The sequence below is a fragment of the Pseudomonas sp. C1C7 genome, from assembly GCF_013359595.1.
GTDB lineage: Bacteria > Pseudomonadota > Gammaproteobacteria > Pseudomonadales > Pseudomonadaceae > Aquipseudomonas.
Genome location: NZ_JABFMP010000005.1, coordinates 1 through 22173 on the forward strand (window position 1 = coordinate 1; position 22173 = coordinate 22173).

The window sequence follows — 22173 nt, forward strand, 5'->3', positions numbered from 1 at the left end:
TCCCACCAATGGTCAGCGTCTCTACGCCATCCGGTGCGGTGATGGTGAAAGTGCCGCTCTGAGTCAGGGCACCTGCGTCGGGACTGCTGCCGTCGCTGAGGTTTTTCTCGTAGACGTTGAGCTCACCACCCTCGACATTCAAACCATCGATGGTCACGCCATCGTCGTCGTTGTGGATTAACAGCACCAGATTCGCGGTGCTGGTATCCCCGTCGGCGTCGGTGAGGGTGTAGGTGAAGGTTTCCTTGCCATCGCCACCGCCATGCAGCGCCTTGAAATCTGCATCGTTGGTATCGAGGGTGTAGGTGTAACTGCCGTTGGCGTTCAGCACCAGGGTGCCGTAGGTACCCACAAAAGTACCGGGGGTGATCGGGCCGGCGTTCTCACCCACCGGCACACGGTCGGCGCCCTGCTCATCGTTGGTCAGCACATTGCCGTTCAACGTCAGCTGGGTTTCCGAGGCCGTGCCGTTGAGGTCGTCGATCGCCTTGGGCACGTCATCGGTGATGTTCACGTCCAGCGAACCGGTGGTCGTATCGCCGTTGTTGTCGCCCGCCACCACGGTGAAGTGTTCGCTGAGGGTGGTGCCGTCGCCGCTCGTATGGGTCTCGCTGCCGTTGAGGGTGTAGCTGTAACTGACCACGCCGGTGGCCGGGTTGTAGCCGGTGATGGTCAGGGTGCTGCCCAGCGGCGTGGTGATCGATTGCGGGAAGCCTGCGGCGACACCGCCGGTGATGACGTTGATCCCGCCGATGCTCAGGCTGTTCAACCCGTCGGGCGCGTTGACGGTGAAGGTGCCGCTCTGGGTCAGGGCCGCAGGGTTGCTCGCCGTACCGTCAGGCAGGTTCGCTTCGTTGAGGTTCAGCTCGCCACCCTCGACCGACAAGCCACCGAGGGTGACCGGGTTGTTCACCACCGGTGGAGGCGCAGGCACGATCACTGGCGCCGCAGCGCCATCGTCGGTGTTGACCACCGCATCGTGGCGTTCTTCAGGAAACTCGGGAATGCCGCCGAAGCCGGCGGTAGGAAAGCCGATGGTCGGATCGACCCGCCCGCCCACTTCTTCCAGCATCACAAAACTGTGGCCGCCACCCAGCGCGCCGCCGGCAGGTCCGGTCGAACCCGGTCCCGCCGCCGTGGCTTCAGCGGTCTGCGTCGGGTCGTCACCGGCAGCGATGGCTTTTTGCAGTTGCTCGACATCGCTCAGTTGCGCCTCGCTGGGCGTCACCGATTCGTTGGTGTTCAGGTGCGCAGATTCATGGGCCAGCAACTGAGGGGTCATCTGCAGGCTGCTGCCCCGGCCGAGCGTCAGCTCCTGGCCATTTTGCAGATGCACCGCCACGGCGCCTTCGGCTCCGGTATTGAGCTGATCACCGGCGAACAATCGATCGCCTTCGACCAAGGCGCGACGAGTGCCGTCGGCCGCCACCGCGAACACCTGACCGATGACCTTACTGACGATACCGATGAGCGTAGCCATGTGCATTTCCTCCGCTGCCAACCGCTGTCGGCACCTTTTTTTGTGACGGAGAACATGCGTGTGGATGACCAAGTCGGGTGACTGGCGGAGCGCCTGCCGGTCAGCGTTTACCTGCGTAAGCCGCTTCCCTGGCGACGATCTCGCCCAGCGTATTGCTCACGGGGGTCGTCTACGGTGGGAAAAATCCTTTGCAATCAATGGCATCGGACTTCTGTTCGTGGACGACCGGCCTGCGAGCGATGCGTAACGGTTTTGAATCACACCAGTGACAAAAAATTGTCACCGAAACCGCTCCGCGTCCCTCCCCTCCAGCACTTCTCCGTTCCATGTCGATAAGTGGATTGGAACTTTCGCGAAACCCTGATGAGCGCCCTAGAGCTCATAAAACAAGGGCTTCGCAACTGAACAATGTGCTGGATTTTGCAGAGCGCATAAGTTTTTTTCGGCATAACGGTTATGAGAAAACCTTCTTAGCTTCTCTCCAGAATGTTCTTAGCTCTGATGTAAAACCCGTGAAACGGTTTTCCTATAAATGTCGTCAATAAATTGGCGACGATAAAGCACCATCAGGACTTCAGGGAGATGCACCCATGCGCCGCCTAACCCCCCTCTGCTCCGCAGTTCTACTGGCCATGGCCTGCACCTACCAGGCTCAAGCCATGAACCTGACCGAAGCCATCCAGAGCACCATCGCCACTCACCCGGAGCTGGCCTCGCGGGTAGACAGCCGTCTGTCGGCTGACGAAGACGTGAAGGTCGCCAAGGGCGGCTTTTATCCGTCCGTCGACCTGAATGCCGCCTACGGGCGCGGCTACAGCGATAACACCAACACCCGGGCGTTCGGTGATCACCACACCTCGATCCTCAACTACACCCAGTCGGAACTGCGGCTGCGGCAGATGCTGTTCGACGGTTTCAACACCGCCAACGAGGTCGAGCGCACCAAGGGCGTGGTCAACTCCCGTGCCTATTACGCTCAGGGCACCGCCCAGGACCTGGCCCTGCGCACCATCGAGGTCTACCTCGAAGTGCTCAAGCGCCGCGAGCTGGTGACCCTGGCCCAGAACAACCTGCAGGCACACCTGCGGGTCAACGACCAGATCGGCCTGCGCACCGAACGGGGCGTGGGCAGCAACGCCGACGCCGACCAGTCCACCGCTCGTCGGGCGCTGGCGGAAAACAACCTCGATACCGCCCAGGTCGACCTGGCGGATGCCGAGTCGAACTTCGCCGCCGTCGTCGGGCGCCTGCCCGATGAACTGGAAGCGCCGCCCTCGACCCGAGGCGAACTGCCGGCCACCTTGCAGGAAGCCCAGCAGAGCATGGTGGACAACAATCCCTACCTGAAATCCGCCCAGGCCGACGTGCAATCGGCCGAGAGCCAGTACGAAGTGGCCAAGTCGCCGTTCTACCCACGCTTCGACGCCGAAGCGGCGGTGGGCGCCAACAACAACATCCAGGGCGACAAGGGCCATGACAATGAATGGCGGGTCGGCGTAGTGATGAACTACAACCTGTTTCGCGGCGGCAGCGACAAGGCGCGCCTGCAATCGGACGCGCACAAGATCAATCAGGCGATGGACATCCGCAACAACGCCCTGCGCCAGCTCAACGAGAACATTCACCTGGCCTGGAACGCCATGGTCAATGCCAAGAAGCAAACCCCGACCGCCCGTGAATACGCCGAAACCAGCAAACGCGTGCGCATGGCCTACCAGGACCAGTTCGGCCTCGGCCAACGAACCCTGCTCGACCTGCTGGACAGCGAAAACGAACTCTACAACGCCAACCGCCGCTACACCGAAGTGCGCTACACGGAAGAGTTTTCGATGTACCGTGTACTGGCGAACATGGGGCAGTTGCTGAGCAAGCAGCGGGTGGTGCTGCCTGCCGATGCGATTGCCCAGGCCGAGGTGAAGAGCGAAGCCCGTTTGCCAGATCTCAAATAAAAGCGCTGTGTGTAGGAGCTGCCGAAGGCTGCGATCTTTCGATTTTGCTTTTGAAAATCAAGATCAAGATCAAAAGATCGCAGCCCGCTGTGTATTTACAGCCAGCTCCTACAGGGTGTGAGTGTCGTTCGTTCTTCTGTCCTGCCATTTACCGGAGCGTTCAATGTGACCAGCATGGAACCCGGCAACACCGGTGTCGATCCGCGTCTGAGCTTCGATGACCCACTTCTGGACGGTCTGTTGATTCTCTGCAAACTCCACGGCGCAACCGTCAGTCGCGCCAGCCTCAGTGCCGGGCTGCCCATGGCCAAACAGCGCATGAGCCTGGACCTGCTGCCCCGCGCCGCAGCCCGGGCCGGGTTGCAGGCGCGTCTGCTGCGCCGCGATCTCAAGGACATTTCCCCGCTCAACCTGCCGGTGTTGCTGTTGCTTAACAACGATCGCACCGCGGTGCTCAGGCGTATCGGCGAAGACGGCCGGGTGCTGATCCTGCCCAGCGAAGCCGACGGCGGCGAACAGTGGATCAGCCCGGAAGAACTCGCCGAACACTACAGCGGCCAGGCCCTGTTCGCCCGTCCGCGACATGAACTCGAAGACCTGCGCTCACCTCTGGTACCGCGCGTGCAGGCGTGGTTTCGCGACACCCTGAAGCTGTCGAAATGGCTATACAGCGATGCGATCCTGGCGAGCTTCCTGATCAACCTGCTGGGACTGATGGTGCCGCTGTTCGTGATGCAGACCTACGATCGCGTCGTACCGAACCAGGCCACCTCGACTCTGTGGGTGCTGACCATCGGCCTGTTGATCGGCACCGGTTTCGAGCTGGTGCTGCGGGTGGTGCGCGCGCACCTGCTGGACACCGCCGGCAAGAAAACCGATGTGATCCTTTCCGCGACTTTGTTCGAACGCATCACCGGCATGGCGATGAAAGCCAAACCGGCGACCATCGGCGGCTTCGCCCAGAGCATCCATGACTTTCAGGGGCTGCGAGAATTTCTCACGGCGGTGACCCTCACCAGTCTGATCGACCTGCCCTTCGCCCTGCTGATGCTGCTGGTGATCGGCTTGCTCGGCGGCTGGCTGGTGGTGATCCCGATCCTGGCCTTTCCGATCACGATCATTTTCGCCATGGTGATTCAGGCGCGGCTGCGCGACACCGTGCAAAAAAGCCTGAGCCTTGGCGCCGAACGCCAGGCCCTGCTGATCGAAACCCTCGGTGGCCTGGAAACCCTCAAGGCCTGCAGCGCCGAAAGCGAGCGCCAGCACAAATGGGAAAGCACCCACGGCGCCCTCACCCGCCTGGACAGTCACGCGCGCAACCTGGCGGCGTTCGCCACCAACGGCACCCTGTTCATCCAGCAGTTTTCCGGCATGGCGACCATCGTCGCCGGGGTCTACAGCATCATCGCCGGCAACCTCAGCGTCGGCGCCCTGGTGGCGACCTACATGCTCGGCAGTCGGGTCCTGGCGCCGCTGGGGCAGATCGCCGGGCTGATCACCCGCTACCAGCAAGCGCAACTGACCATGAAGAGCACCGACGCCCTGATGGCCCTGCCCCAGGAGCGCGATGCCCGGCAACGTCCACTGGAGCGCACTCACCTGCAGGGCGCGCTGGATGTGGTCGGCATGACGTTTCACTACAACGGTCAGAGCGCGGCGGCGCTGGCCAATATCAGTTTCAGCGTCAAACCCGGTGAACGGATCGGCATCATCGGCCGTAGCGGCTCGGGCAAAAGCACCCTGGCGCGCATGGTCATGGGCTTCCTCGAACCCGAGGAAGGCCAATTGCTGCTCGATGGCCTGGACCTGCGGCAAGTGGACGTCGCCGACCTGCGCCATCAGATCGGTTATGTCGCCCACGACCTGCCGCTGCTGGCCGGCAGCCTGCGCGACAACCTGACCCTGGGCGCGCGCTACATCAGCGATTCGCGCATGCTCGAAGTGGCGGAGTTGACCGGCGTGACCGAACTGGCCCGACAGCACCCGCAAGGCTTCGACCGGCCCGTGGGCGAGCGCGGGCAACTGCTCTCCGGTGGCCAGCGCCAGGCCGTGCTGCTCGCCCGGGCGATGCTGCTGGACCCGCCGATCATGTTGCTCGACGAACCCACCAGCGCCATGGACAACAGCAGCGAGGACGTCCTGCGCCAGAAACTCCACGGCCTGGTCCAGGGCAAAACCGTGCTGCTGGTCACTCACCGTACTTCGATGCTCAGCCTGGTGGATCGGTTGATCGTGCTGGACAACGGGCGGATCGTCGCGGACGGGCCGAAAGAAGCGGTTATTGATGCACTGCGCAAGGGCCGTGTCGGCTCTGCGGCAGTCTAGGAGTCGGCCATGTCTGCTTCCGAACCGATTACCCCCAAGGGACGCGGCTACTTCGACAGCTTCGGCAAAAGCGCCGAGGCCGAGTTCATGCCCGAAACCGCCGGCGCCTCGCTTCAGGATTCGCCACGCTGGTCACGCATTACCGTGTGGCTGGCGGCGGCGCTGCTGATCAGCGCGCTGGTCTGGGCCAAGTTCGCGGTGCTGCAGGAAGTCACCATGGGCGAAGGCAAGGCGATTCCGTCGAGCAAGGTGCAGGTGATCCAGAACCTTGAAGGCGGCATCGTCACCGAGATCTTTGTGCGTGAAGGACAAATGGTGAACAAGGGCGACACCCTGTTGCGCCTGGATGACACCCGCTACCTGTCGAACAAGGGTGAAAGCGAGGCCGATCGTTATGCCCTGACGGCGCAGGTCGAGCGCTTGTCGGCGGAGGCCGAGGGCCGGCCGCTGAAACTGTCGGATGAAGTAATCGCCAAGGCCCCGCAGGTGGCTGAAGACGAACGCGCGCTGTATGACCAACGGCAACGCCGGCTGGCCAGTGAACAGCGCACCCTGACCGAACAACTTCGGCAGAAAACCCAGGAACTGGCAGAATTTCGCTCCAAGGCCGGGCAATACAGCTCGAGCCTGGCGCTGGTCAATCAGGAGTTGGCCATGTCAGAACCGCTGGTCAAGACCGGCGCCGTGTCCCCCGTTGAGATCCTGCGGCTCAAACGCAGCGCGGTGGAGATCCGCGGTTCGATGAACGCCACCAACCTGGCGATTCCCCGGGCGGAATCGGCGATTGCCGAGATCCGCAGCAAGATCGACGAGTCGGAACAGACCTTCCGTTCGGAAGCGGCCAAGGAGCTGAACGAGAAACGCACCGACCTGTCGAAAATCACCGCTTCGAGCATCGCCATCGACGACCGCGTGACCCGCACCACGGTGGTTTCGCCGGTCAAGGGCATCATCAAGCTGCTCAAGGTCAACACCATCGGCGGCGTGGTGCAGCCGGGCAGCGACATGGTGGAAATCGTGCCGTTCGAGGACAACCTGCTGATCGAAGCCAAGGTGCGGCCACAGGACGTCGCGTTCCTGCATCCGGGGCAGAAGGCGATGGTCAAGTTCAGTGCCTATGACTACACGATCTATGGTGGGCTGAGTGCGAAGCTGGAGCTGATCGGGGCCGATACCATCACTGACGACAAGGGCAACAGCTTCTATTTGATTCAGGTGCGCACCGACAAGAATCATTTGGGCGGGGATGCGAAACCGCTGCTGATCATCCCCGGGATGGTGGCGACGGTGGACATTATTACCGGGGAGAAAACGGTGCTGGATTACCTGCTCAAGCCGGTGCTTAAGGCCCGTACCGAGGCGATGCGGGAGAGGTAGTCAGGCCGTTGCATTTGTGGTGATTCAACTGGCCTCTTCGCGGGCAAGCCCGCTCCCACAGGTTTCGTGGTGGTCGCAGAATTTGCGTTCGACGCGGTCAATGTGGGAGCGGGCTTGCCCGCGAAGAGGCCTGCACGGACAACACCTATTTCGACCCATGATTACGCTGAAAGGTCTCCTCCCCCATCGCCGCAATCTGCCCCTCGATCAACGCCTCGAACGGCTTCAACAACGGCTCGAACGAAGCCGGCGCATCCAGCACCTGCAACGCCTGCACGATCGCCTCTATCGTCGACAGCGCTCCCGGCCCCGGTGCCTTGCGCAATCGATAGCGGGATACGCCGCCCTCGGCCAGGGTCACCCTGGGCAATGCCGCCAGCAGCGGATTGAGGTGCAGCATCTTGCGCGCCTTGCGCCAGGTGCCGTCCGGGACCACCAGCAGCAACGGCTCATCCGAGTCGGCATAAGCCTGCATCGGCTGCGCCTCGTCGCCGGGAAACAGCAACCGCGCCCGGTATCCGGGCTGATCCAGCAACCGGGGCAACTCCTCGAACAGCTCGCCAACGATCAATTCGGCATTGGTCAGACCCAATGCCGCCAGCCGCGCCGTATTCAGCGCGTGACTCACTTCACTGGGATGCTGCAACAGCAACACTCGGGTGCGGCTGTCGAGGCTGGGGATCAGCGGGCAGAGGCAGTGGCTTTGCGGACGCAGGCAGCGCGGGCATTGAATTCTGGACATGGTGCTTTCCTCAAGTCGCCTGGTTCAGCTGCGCTTTGAGCAGATCGCGGAAGGTCTGGATCAACGGCTCGCGACTGCGGCCACGACGCACGATCATCGAGAACGGCGCCTGGTAACCGAAGGTGGCCGGCAGCAGCACGCGCAAGTCGCCCTTGTCGGCCCAGGCCTGGGCATAGTGTTCGGGCAAGTAACCGATGTAGGCGCCGGACAGCACCAGAATCAGCTGCGCTTCCATACTCTCCACCGTCGCCGCGCTGTGCTTGAAGCCGTGACGCGCGAGTTCCGCCTGGCTCCAGTAGCCACGACCGACCATGCGCTGCTGGGTGATGACCTGCTCGGGAATGCGCCGCTCGTTGAACAGCGGGTGCCGGGTGCTGCAATAGAGCCAGTGCTGTTCGCGGTACAGCGGCATGTACACCAGACCACTCATGCGCGTGGAAAACGCGCCGATGGCCAGGTCCAGGCGGTTGTCCTGGACGCCCAGTTGCAGTTCATAAGGGCTCATCACCGACAGATGCAGGTGCACCGCCGGGTGTTCCTGGCTGTAGGCGCCGATGGCTTCGGCGAACGGCAGGGCCTTGTCGCTGACCGTCGAGTCGATCACCCCCAGATTCAATGTGCCGCGCAATTCGCCCTTGAGGGCGGCGGCGTACTGCTCGAAACCCTCGAGTTCCCCCAGCAGCCGCAGGGTCTCCTGATGGAACAACTCGCCCTTGCTGGTCAGGCTGAAACCGCCCCGCCCGCGATGGCACAGCACCAGACCCAGGGCCGACTCGAGCTGGCTCATGTAGGTGCTGATGGCCGACGTAGAGAGGTTGAGCTCCTGCTGGGCGTTGGCAAATCCCTGATGCCGCACCACGCTGACGAAGATGCGCAATAGTTTCAGGTCGGGTAAAGCGTTGGCCATGCAAGGGCTCCGGATATTGCTTTTGTGGCGAGGGGGGCAAGCCCTGATGCCTGTCAGTTAAGCCGACGCAGGACCTGTAGCAGCTGGCGAAGCCTGCGTCCGGCTGCGAAGCAGTCGCAAAACCTGAATGCGAGGCCTGCCTGAAGCACCGCGTTGCCTGATTTCACGACTGCTGCGCAGCCGGACGCAGGCTTCGCCAGCTGCTACAGGGATCGCGCTTTGCCTTAACTGCGTGCGGTTTGCGAATGGAGGAGTCTACCGCCGCCATCAGCATTAGTTTAGAAAAATCTGAACTAAGTATTTGCCCGTAGCGATTCTTCCCGGCCACTACATTTCGCAGAATCGGTCCAAAGCGGCGCCCGTCTTCCGTGAGCGGGCTCGACTGCATAAATAAAACAATGACGATGAGGCCTTTCCCGTGGAAAAGATTCTTCACCAACCACTGGGCGGCAACGAAATGCCGCGCTTCGGCGGCATCGCCACCATGCTGCGACTCCCCCATGTTCCTACTGCTGCCGGCCTGGACGCTGCGTTCGTTGGCGTGCCGCTGGACATCGGTACCTCCCTGCGCCCTGGCACCCGTTTCGGGCCGCGTGACATCCGCACCGAATCGGTGATGATCCGCCCGTACAACATGGCCACCGGCGCTGCTCCGTTCGACTCGCTGTCGGTTGCCGACATCGGCGACGTGGCGATCAACACCTTCAACCTGCTCGACGCCGTACGCATCATCGAAGAAGCTTACGACAACATCCTGGAACACGATGTGATCCCGATGACCCTGGGCGGCGATCACACCATCACCCTGCCGATCCTGCGTGCCATCCACAAAAAGCACGGCAAGGTCGGCCTGGTGCACATCGATGCCCACGCCGATGTGAACGATCACATGTTCGGCGAGAAAATCGCCCATGGCACCACCTTCCGTCGCGCCGTTGAAGAAGGCCTGATCGACCCGGACCGCGTCGTACAAATCGGTCTGCGCGCCCAGGGCTACACCGCTGACGACTTCAACTGGAGCCGCAACCAGGGCTTCCGCGTGGTCCAGGCCGAAGAGTGCTGGCACAAGTCCCTGGATCCACTGATGGCCGAAGTTCGCGAGAAAGTCGGCGGCGGTCCGGTGTACCTGAGCTTCGACATCGACGGTATCGATCCGGCTTGGGCGCCTGGCACCGGCACCCCGGAAATCGGCGGCCTGACCACCATTCAGGCGATCGAGATCGTTCGCGGCTGCCAGGGTCTCGACCTGATCGGTTGCGATCTGGTAGAAGTCTCGCCCGCTTACGACACCACCGGTAACACCTCGCTGCTGGCCGCCAACCTGCTGTACGAAATGCTCTGTGTACTGCCTGGCGTAGTCCACCGCTGAGGATTGGTCATGAACGAACGTGATCAGGTCCTGAAAGCGGCCGCCGACCTGGTGTCCGCCTTCGCCCGAAACGATCGCGAAGCCTACTTCGGCGCGTTCAGCGCCGATGCCAGCTTTGTGTTCTACACCCTCGAACAGCCCCTGCTGTCGCGCGACGCCTACCAGGCGTTGTGGGACAGCTGGCGTGCCGAGGATGGCTTCGAAGTGCTGTCGTGCATTTCGAGCAACGCCTTCGTCAGCCTGCAGGGTGACGTGGCGATTTTCATCCATGACGTGGCCACCGAGCTGCGCATGCAAGGGGAGCAACACTTCAGCCAGGAGCGCGAGACGATTGTTTTCAAGAAACAAGCGTCTGGCCAAGAACAACAAGGCCAATGGCTGGCCTGTCACGAACATTTGTCCGCAATGCCGGAAGGGCTGCCAACCCCTTAGCCAAACAGGTGACGCTCACGAACGATGAACGCGCCTTTATGATCGGAGCAGATCATGAATAACAACAACAACGACCAAAGCCTTACGCAGATTGAAACCCACGGGGTCGAACAGATCCCGGACAACGAACGCACCGCGGGTCCGACGGACTTGTTCCGGATGATCTTCGGCGGTTCGAACACCTTTGCCACCGCCGTGCTCGGCAGTTTCCCGGTGCTGTTCGGCCTGTCATTCCAGGCTGGAGCCTGGGCGATTGTGCTGGGCGTGTTGCTCGGTTCGCTGATCCTCGCGCCGATGGGCCTGTTCGGTCCGATCAACGGCACCAACAACGCCGTGTCTTCCGGTGCACACTTCGGCGTGCACGGGCGGATCGTCGGCTCGTTCCTGTCGCTGCTGACCGCCATCGCCTTCTTCTCGCTCTCGGTGTGGAGTTCGGGGGATGCGCTGATCGGTGGTGCCAAGCGCCTGATCGGCCTGCCGGAAACCGACCTGACCCTGGGCCTGGCCTACGGTCTGTTCGCGATTCTGGTGCTGACCGTGTGCATCTATGGCTTCCGCTTCCTGTTGTGGGTCAACAAGATCGCGGTCTGGAGCGCCAGCCTGCTGTTCCTGCTGGGCGTTTTCGCGTTCGCCGGTCCCTTCGACGTGAACTACGCCGGCACCGTGAACATGGGTCAACCAGGTTTCTGGGCGGCATTCATCGGCGCGGCGCTGGTAGCCATGAGCAACCCGATTTCCTTCGGTGCGTTCCTGGGCGACTGGTCGCGCTACATTCCGCGTGACACCTCCAAGCGCCGGATCATGGCGGCGGTGGTGATTTCGCAGATCGCCACCTTCATCCCGTTCCTGTTCGGCCTGATCACCGCCACCATCGTAGCGGTCAAGGCACCGGACTACATCGCGGCCAACAACTACGTCGGCGGCCTGCTGGCGGTATCGCCAAGCTGGTTCTTCCTGCCTGTGTGCCTGATTGCAGTGATCGGCGGCATGTCCACCGGCACCACCTCGCTTTACGGCACCGGCCTGGACATGTCCAGCGTGTTCCCGCGAGTCCTGTCGCGGGTCAAGGCCACGCTGCTGATCGGTGTGATGTCGATTGCCTTCATCTTCATCGGACGCTTCGCGGCGAACCTGGTGCAGAGCGTGTCGACCTTCGCCGTGCTGATCATCACCTGCACCACTCCGTGGATGGTGATCATGATCATCGGCCTGCTGGTGCGCCGCGGCTTCTACTGCCCGGATGACCTGCAAGTGTTCACCCGCGGCGAGAAAGGCGGTCGCTACTGGTTCAACCACGGCTGGAACTGGCGTGGCCTGGGTGCCTGGATCCCGAGCGCGGCCGTCGGCCTGTGCTTCGTGAACCTGCCGGGGCAGTTCGTCGGTCCGCTGGGCAACCTGGCCGATGGCATCGACATCAGCCTGCCGGTCACCCTGGGCCTGGCTTCGGTGGTGTACCTGGTGCTGCTGAGCCTGTTCCCGGAACCGGCGACGGTGTTCGGCCCGAATGATTCACGCAACAAGAGCACGGATTCGCTCGCTAAACCGGCGATGCGACAAGTCGCCTGATTCAACACACCAACATTGCTTTGAAATGCTTTTGTGGCGAGGGGGCTTGCCCCCGTTCGACTGCGTAGCAGTCGCAAAAGAAGGGCCGCTTCGCGACCCAACGGGGGCAAGCCCCCTCGCCACAGGGTGTCGAAATCACAGTAATGCTGTTTGGTTTCACCATAAAAAAGACAATCGGAGACACGCCATCATGGCTTTGGATTTATTCGTCGTACTCATCTACGCCGCCGCGATGCTGATACTCGGCTACTACGGCATGCGCAAGGCCAAGACCAACGAAGAGTTTCTGGTCGCGGGTCGTAACCTGGGCCCGACACTGTACATGGGCACCATGGCGGCAACGGTTCTGGGTGGCGCGTCCACCGTCGGCACCGTACGCCTGGGCTACGTGCATGGCATCTCCGGTTTCTGGCTCTGCGCCGCACTGGGTTGCGGGATCGTGGCGCTGAACCTGTTCCTCGCCAAGCCGCTGCTGAAACTGAAGATCTACACCGTTACCCAGGTACTGGAAAAGCGCTACAACCCGATGGCCCGCTCGGCGAGCGCGGTGATCATGCTGGCCTACGCCCTGATGATCGGCGTGGTCTCGATCCTGGCCATCGGCACCGTGCTGCAAGTGCTGTTCAACCTGCCGTTCTGGTTGTCGGTACTGGTCGGCGGTGGTGTGGTGGTGATCTACTCGACCATCGGCGGCATGTGGTCGCTGACCCTGACCGACATCGTCCAGTTCATCATCAAGACCGTGGGCCTGATGTTCATCCTGCTGCCGATCTGCATGTACCGCGTGGGCGGCTGGGATGAACTGGTCACCAAACTGCCGGCGGCGAGCTTCAGCTTCACCACCATCGGCTGGGACACCATCATCACCTACTTCGTGATCTACTTCTTCGGCATCCTGATCGGTCAGGACATCTGGCAACGGGTGTTCACCGTCAAGACCGCCAAGGTCGCGCAATACGCCGGTACCGCTGCCGGTATCTACTGCATCATCTACGGCCTGGCCTGCGCCCTGATCGGCATGGCCGCTCACGTATTGATCCCGGATCTGGACAACGTCAACAACGCCTTCGCCGCGATCGTGAAACTGTCCCTGCCGGACGGCATCCGTGGCCTGGTGATCGCTGCCGCACTGGCCGCCATGATGTCCACCGCCAGCGCCGGCCTGCTGGCCGCTGCAACCACCCTGAGTGAAGACCTGCTGCCGAAGCTGCGTGGCGGCAAGCAGTCGAGCCTGAGCATGAACCGCCTGGTGACCCTGCTGACCGGTCTCGTCGTACTCGGTATCGCCTTGGTGGTGAACGACGTGATCAGCGCCCTGACCCTGGCTTACAACCTGCTGGTGGGCGGTATGTTGATCCCGCTGATCGGTGCTATTTTCTGGAAACGCGCCACCACCGCCGGCGCCATCGCCAGCATGGGCCTGGGCTTTGCCACTGCCCTGCTGTTCATGGTCAAGGACGGTCTGGATGCCAACACCCCGATCTACTACAGCCTGGCTGTAGGTCTGGTGAGCTTTGTTGTGGTGAGCCTGATGTCTCGTCGCCCGTCCGCGGTGGCGAACGCCATCTAAGCCAGACATAACGAATTGATGCTTTCTTCGACGGGTGCGGCGTCGGTTGCCACACCCGTTTTTTTTCGTCTGGAGAAAACCCTTGAAGATCGTTTCCCGTGATCAGTGGTTCGAGGTCAAACAGCTCAGCGACGGCATACGCCTGATCCACGAGCCCTACATTCGCCCCTTCTACCGCTGCAACCTCTGGCATGTGCAGGGGCGTGACAAGGACTTGCTGCTCGATAGCGGTTCCGGGCTGGTCAGCCTGCGCGAGCAACTGCCGTGGATCACCGAGCGGCCGCTGGTGGCGGTGGCCAGTCATTGCCATTTTGACCACATCGCCGGCCATCACGAGTTCGCCGAACGCCTGGTGCACCCGGCCGAAGCGGACATCCTGGCCGCGCCCGACGGCGAGAACGATTTGAGCCGGGCCTTCGTCGGTGACGATATGTTCGAGGCGCATCCCGATTGCCCGCTGTGCTACGCCGAGTACCGGGTCAAGGCCGCCCCGGCCACCGGCATGATCGAGGAAGGCGACGTGCTGGACCTGGGCGACCGGGTGCTGCAAGTGCTGCACACGCCAGGGCATTCGCCGGGCGGCATCAGCCTGTATGAGGCGGCGACCGAGACGCTGTTCAGCGGCGACATCATCTACGACGGCCCGCTGATCGAAGACGCCTACCACTCCAACCTCGAAGACTACGCCCGCAGCCTGCAACGCTTGCGCGCGCTGCCGATCCGCACGGTGCATGGCGGGCATTTCGGCAGTTTTTCCGGGGAGCATCTGCGCCACATGATTGACGAGTGGCAGCGCTCACACGGCTGAAGCCTGCTGTACTGATCTGAAGGGACCTTTTCGGGATACATCGCAGGGACAACCAACCCCTAACGCCCTCGAAGAACCATCATGAAAAAAGCCGCCGTCCGCGCCGCCGTGCACCGCTTCATCAGCCGCCTGCTGGAGGATCAGAAAGACTTCGACGACAACGCCAGCCTGGCGCAGTTGGGATTGGACAAGACGGATATCGAAGAACTGATCTTCCATCTGGAGGATGAGTTGGGGTTGACGGCGTTCACCGCCGAGGAAGACCAGATGCTCAAGACGGCCAGGACGGCGAATGACTTGAGTCGGTTTTTGATGGAGATTGGGCGGCATTGATAGCTGTATACGGAATCAATGCCATTCAAGGAGAGGTGACTGTGGTGAGGGGATTTAGCGAGTCGTCGCACCGCCCCGTTGGGCTGCGAAGCAGCCCCAAGACCATTCAACCCGGAGATATCAGACAGATCGTGTCCGCCGATTTACGACTGCTTCGCAGCCGGACGCAGCCTTCGGCAGCTGCTACAGGGCCGCGTTGCGATTACCGGCGGCGCTGCTGACGTCGACGCTGTTCGTCATCGGTGCGAATTGGCACAGGTTGCAGAGGCGGTTCGATCAAACCGAGCGCGACACCCAGGTCATGCAGCCAGTTTTGAATTTTCTCTTTCATGTTGCCCCCTTCAGGGTAATGCCGAGCGATCCAAATTCTTGATCGCTTCGAACTGATAATAGTCCGAAGTCCAGAGCAATGCTCGCCCAAAGTGGCAATGATCTGTTACTGAATCGATCACAATCGGAAACGATTAAATCATGCTATCGCCTTGGCCTGGCGCTGCGCCGACGGAAAGAGCGCCTGCTGCTCCTCGATCCACGCATTGAGGTTGGCGCCGACCATACCCTTGCGCCACATCAGCCAGGTCGTCGCGCTGGCAAACGCCTCCGGCAGCGGATGCACCGCCACGCTTTCGCGCCCAGGCAGGCTGGCAAGCATCGACTCCGACATCAGCGCCACGCCGGACCCGGCGATTACACAGGCGAGCATGCCCGGATAGGATTCGATCTCGATCGCCCGGCCCATGGCCGCCTGATCATGGGAAAACCACGACTCCAGGCGCATCCGGTAGGAACAGCCCTGGCGAAAGGTGAACACCGAACGCCCTTCCACATCCCGCGCGCTCTGCACCGGTGGATGATCGGCCTCGCTGATCAGCACCATGCGCTCCTCGCAGAGCAGCACGCCATCGAGCACCGCCAGCCCCGGCGGGCCGTCCACCAGCGCCGCATCCAGCCGGCCGGTGAGCAAACCTTCGAACAACTCGCCGCTGGGCCCGGACTGCACCTGCAGGTTCACCGTCGGGTATCGCCGGTGATAGCGTGCCAACAGCGCAGGAAGGTGAATGGCGGCGGTGCTGTACATGGTGCCGAGCACGAAGTCGCCGGCAGGTTGCCCGCCCTGCACCGCCGCGTGAGCCTCATCGTGCAGGGCGAACAGCTTGGCGGTGTAGTCCAGGAGTACTTTTCCTGCAGGCGAAAGCTGCAGACGCTGACGCTCGCGGACGAACAGCTCGACACCGAGCTGTTCTTCCAGCTGTTTGAGCCGGGTCGACAGGTTAGACGGTACGCGATGCAGGCGCTCGGCGGCACGGGTGATGGACTCTTCCTGCGCCACCGCCTGGAAGATGCGCAACTGGCTGAATTCCACGCCATTCTCCAAACAAGAACAAGTCACCCACTATTGTTCTTTTGCAAAGAATGTCAATCGAATCGGCCAGACGGTTTCAGGATTGCCCCAGCGCCTTGCGCAAGCGCCGACGCAACCACTGCTCGGCACTGACGAAGGTGATGCCCAGCAGCACCAGCACTGCACCGATGACGAAGTTCAGGCTGAGCTTTTCACCCAGCAGCACCACGCCGAAGGTGACGCCGAACAGCGGCGTCATGAAGGAAAACACCGCCAGGTTCGCGGCCAGGTAGCGACGCAGCAGCCAGAACCACACCAGGTAGCTGAAGAACGACACCACCACGCCCTGGAACAGCACACTGGTGAGGGTCACGCCGGTCAGGCTGACGTGGGTGATCTGGCCACTGAGCAACGCGATCAGCAACAGGCCGACGAAGCCGACGATCAGCTGATAGAACAAGGTCAGGGTCACCGGCGCCTCGGACAGACGCGAAGCCCGTACCACCACCGTGGTCGCGCCCCAGGCGGCGCCGGCCAGTACGCCCAGCGCGTCGCCCATCAACATGCGCGGGTCGAGGTTGTCCCAGGACACGCCTGCGGCAAACGCGACGGCAATGCCGATGAACGCCAACAGGATCCCCAGCCACTGCAACGGTCGCAGGCGTTCGCTGGGCAAAAGCCAGTGCACGCCCAGCGCGGTGAAGATCGGCGCGGTGTAGAGGAACACCGACATGTGCGCGGCGGTGGTCAATTGCAGGCCTTCGGAAATGAAGAAGAACTCCAGACCGAACAGCGCGCCAGCCAACAAGCCGCCGCGCCAGGTACCGCCCACCTGATCCCAACCGCCTTTCCAGCAGATCAGCAGCCCCACCAGCAGCGCGGAGATCCCCGAGCGCCCCGCCGCCTGCATGACCGGCGCAATGTCCGCTGCCGCCCACTTGATCATCACCTGCTGGATACCCCAGACCAGGCACAGGCCCAGCATCACCTGCAGGGCAAACCCATCGGCGCTGCGCCGGGTGACGCTCATTGGGAAACCTCTCTTGAACAAAGCATGACAATGACTCGGCAGAAAAAAAGCAAAACCCCGACACAGGGTCGGGGCTGAAATTGTCCCCCTGCAGGAGCTGCCGAAGGCTGCGATTTTTTGATCTTGCTTCTTAAAATCAAAAGATCGCAGCCTTCGGCAGCTCCTACACGGGCGAGGTGTTATCAGGTCAACTCGATACGATCGGCATGAATAACGATCTGGCCATTCTTGTACAACGCACCGATGGCCTTCTTGAAGTTGCCCTTGCTGACGCCAAACATGTCGCTGATCACCGCCGGATCGCTCTTGTCGCTGACCGCCAGGGTGCCGTTGTTCTCGCGCAACCGGGCGAGGATCTTCGAGTTCAGGCTGGTGGCCGCTTCCTGACCCACCGGTTGCAGGCTCAGGCTGATCTTGCCGTCGGCACGCACTTCCTTGATGTAGCCCTTCTCCTGCTTGCCCGCGCGCATGAACTTGAAGATTTCATTCTTGTGGATCAAGCCCCAGTGCTTGTTGTTGATGATCGCCTTGAAGCCCATGTCGGTGGCTTCGGCGACCAGCAGATCAACTTCCTGGCCCTGGCTGTAGTTGGCCGCGGTCTTGTCCAGGTAGCGGTCCAGACGCGTCGTCGCGGTGATGCGACGGGTGTGCTTGTCGAGATAAACGTGCACCACGGCATATTCGCCGGCCTTCATCTGACGTCTCTCTTCCGAGAACGGCAGCAACAGATCCTTCGGCAGCCCCCAGTCGAGGAACACACCGATGCTGTTGACTTCAACAACTTTCAAACTGGCGAATTCACCCACCTGAACTTTCGGCTTTTCAGTAGTTGCGATTAGTTTGTCATCGCTGTCCAGATAAACAAAAACGTTCAGCCAGTCTTCATCTTCGCTGGGAATATCTTTTGGAATATAACGATTGGGCAAAAGAATTTCGCCGTCCGCGCCACCGTCCAGATATAAACCGAAGTTAGTGTGTTTAACCACTTGCAAACTGTTGTAACGCCCGACTAAAGCCATGTCCAATACCCTCATTACGTGGGCGGCATTCTACCCGGTTTTACCGGTCGCGTCGGGCGGCCGAGTCCGCCTCACGAGAAAATCCATCCCAGGCCTTCATTTTCGCGACCTTTGCAGGGGCAAGCGGCCGTTCGTCAGACCGTGGCCGGGGTTGGGCTCGCTCGCCGCCAGCCTGCAAGCTGAAATTTTCCCGACCCTGTTTTTTATTTAAAACAGCGACTTAGAGGAAGTTTGAAAAGTAATTATTTGCCCGTAATTCATGTCCGTCTGAATATCCCTGGGATATTAACCAAGCAAATGACGGCTTATTCCTGTACGATGCCTGGCCATTTTAATTTCCTGAAGGTTAATGGCCGCCATGCGCGTAAAAGCATCCAAAAGCCCAGTAAAACCAGCTCCAGCCGTCGAAACCAGCGAGTCGCTCAACAGCCAGATCGCTGCGTTCCTCAAATCCGGCGGTGAAATCCAGCAAATTGCCAAGGGTGTCAGCGGCCAGACATTCACCCCGTCCAAGCAGATCAGCCTGGGCAAGAAGTAATCATTTCAGCTTTATCGGGTCCACAGGCGCTTTGACTCTCGAAGCGCTTGGACCGCACGCCAGACCTCTTCTGTTTCCTGCGCCATCCATCCTGTAAAAATCGACGAACGGTATTCGTTACCGGGCATTCGCCGGTATGCTTGCACCCGTCTAAATCAAGCGTTTCAGCTCAAGCTGTGCTCGCTGTTCAAGGGAGTGAAGCGTGCTCAAGCCTTTCGGTTTCCTGTTGCCCCTATGCACGCTGCTGGCGTGTTCAGTGGCGCACGGTCAGATTTTCCAGCGTGAACTGGGGGATTTCGATCTCAAGCTCGGTACCAGCCCCAGTCGCAGCATGGCCCAGGGCCTGGTCAAGCCATCGGCCACAGGCTCATTTCACGGTGGCCTGGACCTGACCCACGACAGCGGCTTCTATTTCGGCCAATGGTCGCCCAGCGCGGGCATCAACCCCGAACACACACTCGAAATCGATTCCTACGCCGGGTTTAAACAGCCTTTCGACCAGAATCTGGGTTACGAAATCGGCGTCATCCATTACAGCTATCCGCAACTGGACACCCTCGACAGCCAGGAACTCTACGGCGGCCTGACCTTGCTGGGCAGCCGCTTCGGCGCCGCCTTCAGCAACGACCCCGACAAACGCAACAGCACCCTGTTCGCCGACCTGGGGGGCAATGAACCGTTCGGCATCGGGATCAGCATGAAATACACCACGCACCGGTTGAACACGCCGGTCGCCGTGGACGGTGGTTTTGTCAGCAGTTTTACCGATTGGTCGATGAAATTTTCCCGACCGTTCATGGGCATCGATCTGAACCTGATCTACAGCGACTCCAGCCTCAACGGCAGCAGCTGCTCGGCCTATTCCGGGCACAACAGCCAATGCGACGGACTGCTGACCCTGAAGGCCGAACGCAGCTTCTATTGATCGGCTGAACTGCCAGGCTCATTCTGCGTTCACATGAGCATCAGACTCCGAAACCAGGCTCTCGCAAGGATTCGATCATGTCGCGCTGGTTGAAACACTTGGCTTTCGTACTCACCCTCTCCCTCGCCTTGGGCGCGTGCAGCCGCATGGGCCTGGCCTACCGCAACCTCGACGTGATCATTCCCTGGACGCTCAGCGACTACCTGGACATGAACGGCGAGCAGAAAAGCTGGTTCAACGATCGGCTCAAGGAACACCTGAGCTGGCACTGCACCACGCAAATGCCCGGTTACCTGGATTGGCTGGACCGCCTGCAAACCATGGTCGCGACCAACCAGGTCACCGACGCCGCCCTGCAGGCGCGCACCGAAGAAGCCGAACAGGCCATCGCCGAGACCGCCCGGGAGATCACCCCTTCGGCCGTCGAGTTACTGCAAGGCCTGGACGACCAGCAGGTGGCGGAAATGAACGAGGCGTTCGTCAAGGATCAGCGCAAGCGTCAGGCGCAGTACCTCAAGCCGTCCCTCGACCAGCAGATCAAGGAGCGCGGCGAGCGCATGGAGAAGCGCCTGGATGACTGGATCGGCCCGCTCAATCCGGTGCAGCAACAGCGCGTCATGACCTGGTCCAATGCCCTGGGCGACCAGAACACCCAGTGGCTGGCCAATCGCGTGCACTGGCAGAAGCAGTTCAGCGCGGCGGTGGCCCAGCGTCATGACCCGGGCTTCGCGCAGCGAATCGAGACCCTGCTGGTCAATCGCGAGCGTTTGTGGACACCGGAATACAAACAGGCCTTCGCCAAAACCGAAGCCCAGGCGCGCTCGCTGTTCGTGGATCTGATGGCGCAGAGTACGCCGGTGCAGCGTCAGCGGTTGCAGACGAAAATCGAAGGGGTGAAAAAGGACTTCAGCGACCTAAAGTGCCTGAAGGCCGCAAAACAATCCTGAACCCAACACACATCCCCTTGCAGGAGCTGTCGAGTGAAACGAGGCTGCGATCTTTTGACGTTCAAAAACAAGATCAAAAGATCGCAGCCTGCGGCAGCTCCTACAGGGCACTGGAGGTCAGGCAATCTGCACCTTTGACGCCACCTCATCGAACGTCAGCTCATCCAGCGCATCTTCCTGTTCATCCAGCACCTGCCGCGGATGATCATTGCCGGGGATGCTGCTGTCGATCAGGCTAAGCAGGCGTGAGCCGCGCATCGTCAGAATGTAGTTCGAACCGGTACCGCCCTGCTCTTCAGGGCGCGGCTCGATGTACCCCCGCTCCAGCAGCAGCTTTTCATACTCACCGGCCACGGCCTTGAGGTGGTCGAGGTTTTCCGGCTCTCCGCCCTCGGCGGCCACTTGCGCCGCGTACTGCTCGGCATAGGGCCGTGGGGTGAAGCTGGCTTCACCGTTCTGCACTTCGTGCAGCAAGCGTTCAATCAAATCCCAGTTATAAGTCGTCATCCTGAATCAACCTCCGGTACCCGTGATTGATGGGGCTTTCATAGGTTGTGACCGGTGCGGGCGTTAGCCGTTCAGCCGAGGTCTTGCTCACGACCGACCGGCGGTATGTCGATTTGCCCCGACGTCAAACGACTAGGCTGTGTAATCCGACTCCCAGCTCCACGCAGGAGAAATCATCATGAACATTCAGAATCATCCCGTCGTGTCGCGGGAAGAATGGCTCGCCGCCCGCAAGCGGCACCTGGCCAACGAAAAGGCCTTCACCCGGGAACGGGACAAGCTGAGCGCCGAACGCCGCGCCCTGCCTTGGGTGAAAATCGACAAGGACTACCGTTTCCAGGGCCCCAAGGGCGAGCTGAAACTGGCCGACCTGTTCGGCGGCCGCAGCCAGTTGATCGTCTACCACTTCATGTTCGCCGAAGGCTGGGAGGAAGGCTGCTCCGGCTGCTCGTTCCTGTCCGACCACATCGACGGCGCCAACCAGCATCTGGCTCATCACGATGTGGCAGTGGTCGCGGTTTCCCACGCACCGTTCGAGGAATTCCAGGCCTTCAGGCGGCGCATGGGCTGGACCTTCGATTGGGTATCGTCCGCCGGTTGCGATTTCAACTACGACTTCGGCGTCACCGCCCGGCCCGAAGACGTGGCCGCTGGTACGGCGACCTACAACTATGAAAAGACCGATGGTTCAGAAGAAGAACTGCCGGGGCTCAGCGTGTTTTATCGCAACGACGCCGGGGAGATTTTCCACACCTATTCCACCTACGCCCGGGGCCTGGATTTGCTGGTCGGGGCCTATAACTATCTGGATTTGACACCGAAGGGGCGCAATGAAGAGGAGATCATGGAGTGGGTGCGGCATCACGACAAGTATGAGCAGGCGCAGAAGTCGGGGTGCTGTCACGGCAGCTGACTTCACCCGGATCCCCTGTGGGAGCAGGCTTGCTCGCTCCCACAAGTTCGGTGGTGTTCTCGGGATGTTTGTCGATCTGAACTTTTCCCACTAA

General features: G+C 61.0%; 21 protein-coding genes. 13 read left to right on the top strand and 8 right to left on the bottom strand.

From position 1 onward, the window contains the following. Positions 1-1480, bottom strand: a 1480-nt coding sequence (locus HNO86_RS05715) for a retention module-containing protein (RefSeq protein WP_175376047.1), incomplete at its 3' end; no start/stop codon positions are given. A 590-nt stretch (positions 1481-2070) separates the two neighbouring features. Between HNO86_RS05715 and HNO86_RS05720 the strand changes: the two genes are divergently transcribed. From HNO86_RS05720 to HNO86_RS05730, 3 genes are all read left to right on the top strand, one after another. Next, the gene (locus tag HNO86_RS05720; RefSeq protein ID WP_175376048.1) at positions 2071-3429 is read left to right on the top strand and encodes a TolC family outer membrane protein; all 1359 of its coding nucleotides are present in this window, start codon (positions 2071-2073) and stop codon (positions 3427-3429) included. Positions 3430-3594: 165 nt separating this feature from the next. Beyond that, entirely contained in the window at positions 3595-5754 is a 2160-nt protein-coding gene (locus HNO86_RS05725) for a type I secretion system permease/ATPase (protein ID WP_175376049.1), read from the top strand. 9 nt (positions 5755-5763) lie between these two features. Continuing rightward, the gene (locus HNO86_RS05730) at positions 5764-7131 is read left to right on the top strand and encodes an HlyD family type I secretion periplasmic adaptor subunit (RefSeq protein ID WP_175376050.1); all 1368 of its coding nucleotides are present in this window, start codon (positions 5764-5766) and stop codon (positions 7129-7131) included. Positions 7132-7276: 145 nt separating this feature from the next. On the opposite strand, the gene HNO86_RS05735 is transcribed toward HNO86_RS05730, so the two are convergent. Together HNO86_RS05735 and HNO86_RS05740 are read right to left on the bottom strand one after the other, a co-directional pair. Then, positions 7277-7873: a tRNA-uridine aminocarboxypropyltransferase gene (locus tag HNO86_RS05735; RefSeq protein WP_175376051.1), complete on the bottom strand. Its 597-nt coding sequence runs from the start codon at positions 7871-7873 to the stop codon at positions 7277-7279. A 10-nt stretch (positions 7874-7883) separates the two neighbouring features. Next, positions 7884-8780: a LysR family transcriptional regulator gene (locus HNO86_RS05740; protein WP_175376052.1), complete on the bottom strand. Its 897-nt coding sequence runs from the start codon at positions 8778-8780 to the stop codon at positions 7884-7886. A 418-nt stretch (positions 8781-9198) separates the two neighbouring features. Between HNO86_RS05740 and speB the strand changes: the two genes are divergently transcribed. From speB to HNO86_RS05770, 6 genes are all read left to right on the top strand, one after another. Further along, the gene (gene speB, locus HNO86_RS05745; protein ID WP_175376053.1) at positions 9199-10149 is read left to right on the top strand and encodes an agmatinase; all 951 of its coding nucleotides are present in this window, start codon (positions 9199-9201) and stop codon (positions 10147-10149) included. Positions 10150-10158: 9 nt separating this feature from the next. After that, on the top strand, positions 10159-10581 hold the full coding sequence (locus HNO86_RS05750; protein WP_175376054.1) for a nuclear transport factor 2 family protein: 423 nt from the start codon (positions 10159-10161) through the stop codon (positions 10579-10581). A 54-nt stretch (positions 10582-10635) separates the two neighbouring features. Continuing rightward, complete coding sequence (locus HNO86_RS05755) at positions 10636-12147, top strand: cytosine permease (RefSeq protein ID WP_175376055.1); 1512 nt, start codon at positions 10636-10638, stop codon at positions 12145-12147. Between the two features lie 190 nt (positions 12148-12337). Then, positions 12338-13717, top strand: coding sequence for a sodium:solute symporter (locus HNO86_RS05760; protein WP_175376056.1), 1380 nt, complete (start codon positions 12338-12340; stop codon positions 13715-13717). An 82-nt stretch (positions 13718-13799) separates the two neighbouring features. Beyond that, positions 13800-14525, top strand: a complete 726-nt coding sequence (locus tag HNO86_RS05765) for an MBL fold metallo-hydrolase (protein WP_175376057.1) — start codon at positions 13800-13802, stop codon at positions 14523-14525. A gap of 81 nt (positions 14526-14606) precedes the next feature. Continuing rightward, the gene (locus HNO86_RS05770) at positions 14607-14858 is read left to right on the top strand and encodes an acyl carrier protein (protein ID WP_175376058.1); all 252 of its coding nucleotides are present in this window, start codon (positions 14607-14609) and stop codon (positions 14856-14858) included. Between the two features lie 202 nt (positions 14859-15060). Here HNO86_RS05770 and HNO86_RS30195 read toward each other — a convergent pair whose 3' ends face one another. The 4 genes from HNO86_RS30195 to HNO86_RS05785 form a co-directional block, all read right to left on the bottom strand. Beyond that, entirely contained in the window at positions 15061-15189 is a 129-nt protein-coding gene (locus HNO86_RS30195) for a PA1414 family protein (RefSeq protein ID WP_007914492.1), read from the bottom strand. A 138-nt stretch (positions 15190-15327) separates the two neighbouring features. After that, positions 15328-16221 carry a LysR substrate-binding domain-containing protein gene (locus tag HNO86_RS05775; RefSeq protein WP_175376059.1) on the bottom strand — a complete coding sequence of 298 codons (894 nt, stop codon included), beginning with the start codon at positions 16219-16221 and terminating at the stop codon, positions 15328-15330. A gap of 76 nt (positions 16222-16297) precedes the next feature. After that, entirely contained in the window at positions 16298-17230 is a 933-nt protein-coding gene (locus HNO86_RS05780) for a DMT family transporter (RefSeq protein ID WP_175376060.1), read from the bottom strand. 182 nt (positions 17231-17412) lie between these two features. Further along, complete coding sequence (locus tag HNO86_RS05785) at positions 17413-18249, bottom strand: S1 RNA-binding domain-containing protein (RefSeq protein WP_175376061.1); 837 nt, start codon at positions 18247-18249, stop codon at positions 17413-17415. 349 nt (positions 18250-18598) lie between these two features. Between HNO86_RS05785 and HNO86_RS05790 the strand changes: the two genes are divergently transcribed. The 3 genes from HNO86_RS05790 to HNO86_RS05800 all read left to right on the top strand — a co-directional run bounded on the left by HNO86_RS05790 (position 18599) and on the right by HNO86_RS05800 (position 20659). After that, positions 18599-18787, top strand: a complete 189-nt coding sequence (locus HNO86_RS05790) for a hypothetical protein (RefSeq protein ID WP_175376062.1) — start codon at positions 18599-18601, stop codon at positions 18785-18787. Positions 18788-18989: 202 nt separating this feature from the next. After that, positions 18990-19712, top strand: coding sequence for a TorF family putative porin (locus HNO86_RS05795; protein ID WP_175376063.1), 723 nt, complete (start codon positions 18990-18992; stop codon positions 19710-19712). 77 nt (positions 19713-19789) lie between these two features. Further along, complete coding sequence (locus tag HNO86_RS05800; protein WP_175376064.1) at positions 19790-20659, top strand: DUF6279 family lipoprotein; 870 nt, start codon at positions 19790-19792, stop codon at positions 20657-20659. Positions 20660-20776: 117 nt separating this feature from the next. On the opposite strand, the gene HNO86_RS05805 is transcribed toward HNO86_RS05800, so the two are convergent. Further along, positions 20777-21166: a transcriptional regulator gene (locus tag HNO86_RS05805; protein ID WP_175376065.1), complete on the bottom strand. Its 390-nt coding sequence runs from the start codon at positions 21164-21166 to the stop codon at positions 20777-20779. 178 nt (positions 21167-21344) lie between these two features. On the opposite strand from HNO86_RS05805, the gene HNO86_RS05810 reads away from it, so the two are divergent. Continuing rightward, a complete protein-coding gene (locus tag HNO86_RS05810; RefSeq protein WP_175376066.1) occupies positions 21345-22079 on the top strand; it encodes a thioredoxin family protein in 735 nt (244 codons plus the stop codon). Positions 22080-22173 lie beyond the last annotated feature (94 nt).

Excerpts from the sequence above, each read along its gene's own strand:
- HNO86_RS05720 (WP_175376048.1), top strand. The coding sequence starts at position 2,071 with ATGCGCCGCCTAACCCCCCTCTGCTCCGCAGTTCTACTGGCCATGGCC.
- HNO86_RS05730 (WP_175376050.1), top strand. The coding sequence starts at position 5,764 with ATGTCTGCTTCCGAACCGATTACCCCCAAGGGACGCGGCTACTTCGAC.
- HNO86_RS05735 (WP_175376051.1), bottom strand. The coding sequence starts at position 7,873 with ATGTCCAGAATTCAATGCCCGCGCTGCCTGCGTCCGCAAAGCCACTGC.
- HNO86_RS05740 (WP_175376052.1), bottom strand. The coding sequence starts at position 8,780 with ATGGCCAACGCTTTACCCGACCTGAAACTATTGCGCATCTTCGTCAGC.
- HNO86_RS05750 (WP_175376054.1), top strand. The coding sequence starts at position 10,159 with ATGAACGAACGTGATCAGGTCCTGAAAGCGGCCGCCGACCTGGTGTCC.
- HNO86_RS05755 (WP_175376055.1), top strand. The coding sequence starts at position 10,636 with ATGAATAACAACAACAACGACCAAAGCCTTACGCAGATTGAAACCCAC.
- HNO86_RS05760 (WP_175376056.1), top strand. The coding sequence starts at position 12,338 with ATGGCTTTGGATTTATTCGTCGTACTCATCTACGCCGCCGCGATGCTG.
- HNO86_RS05770 (WP_175376058.1), top strand. The coding sequence starts at position 14,607 with ATGAAAAAAGCCGCCGTCCGCGCCGCCGTGCACCGCTTCATCAGCCGC.
- HNO86_RS30195 (WP_007914492.1), bottom strand. The coding sequence starts at position 15,189 with ATGAAAGAGAAAATTCAAAACTGGCTGCATGACCTGGGTGTCGCGCTC.
- HNO86_RS05780 (WP_175376060.1), bottom strand. The coding sequence starts at position 17,230 with ATGAGCGTCACCCGGCGCAGCGCCGATGGGTTTGCCCTGCAGGTGATG.
- HNO86_RS05785 (WP_175376061.1), bottom strand. The coding sequence starts at position 18,249 with ATGGCTTTAGTCGGGCGTTACAACAGTTTGCAAGTGGTTAAACACACT.
- HNO86_RS05790 (WP_175376062.1), top strand. The coding sequence starts at position 18,599 with ATGGCCGCCATGCGCGTAAAAGCATCCAAAAGCCCAGTAAAACCAGCT.
- HNO86_RS05800 (WP_175376064.1), top strand. The coding sequence starts at position 19,790 with ATGTCGCGCTGGTTGAAACACTTGGCTTTCGTACTCACCCTCTCCCTC.
- HNO86_RS05805 (WP_175376065.1), bottom strand. The coding sequence starts at position 21,166 with ATGACGACTTATAACTGGGATTTGATTGAACGCTTGCTGCACGAAGTG.
- HNO86_RS05810 (WP_175376066.1), top strand. The coding sequence starts at position 21,345 with ATGAACATTCAGAATCATCCCGTCGTGTCGCGGGAAGAATGGCTCGCC.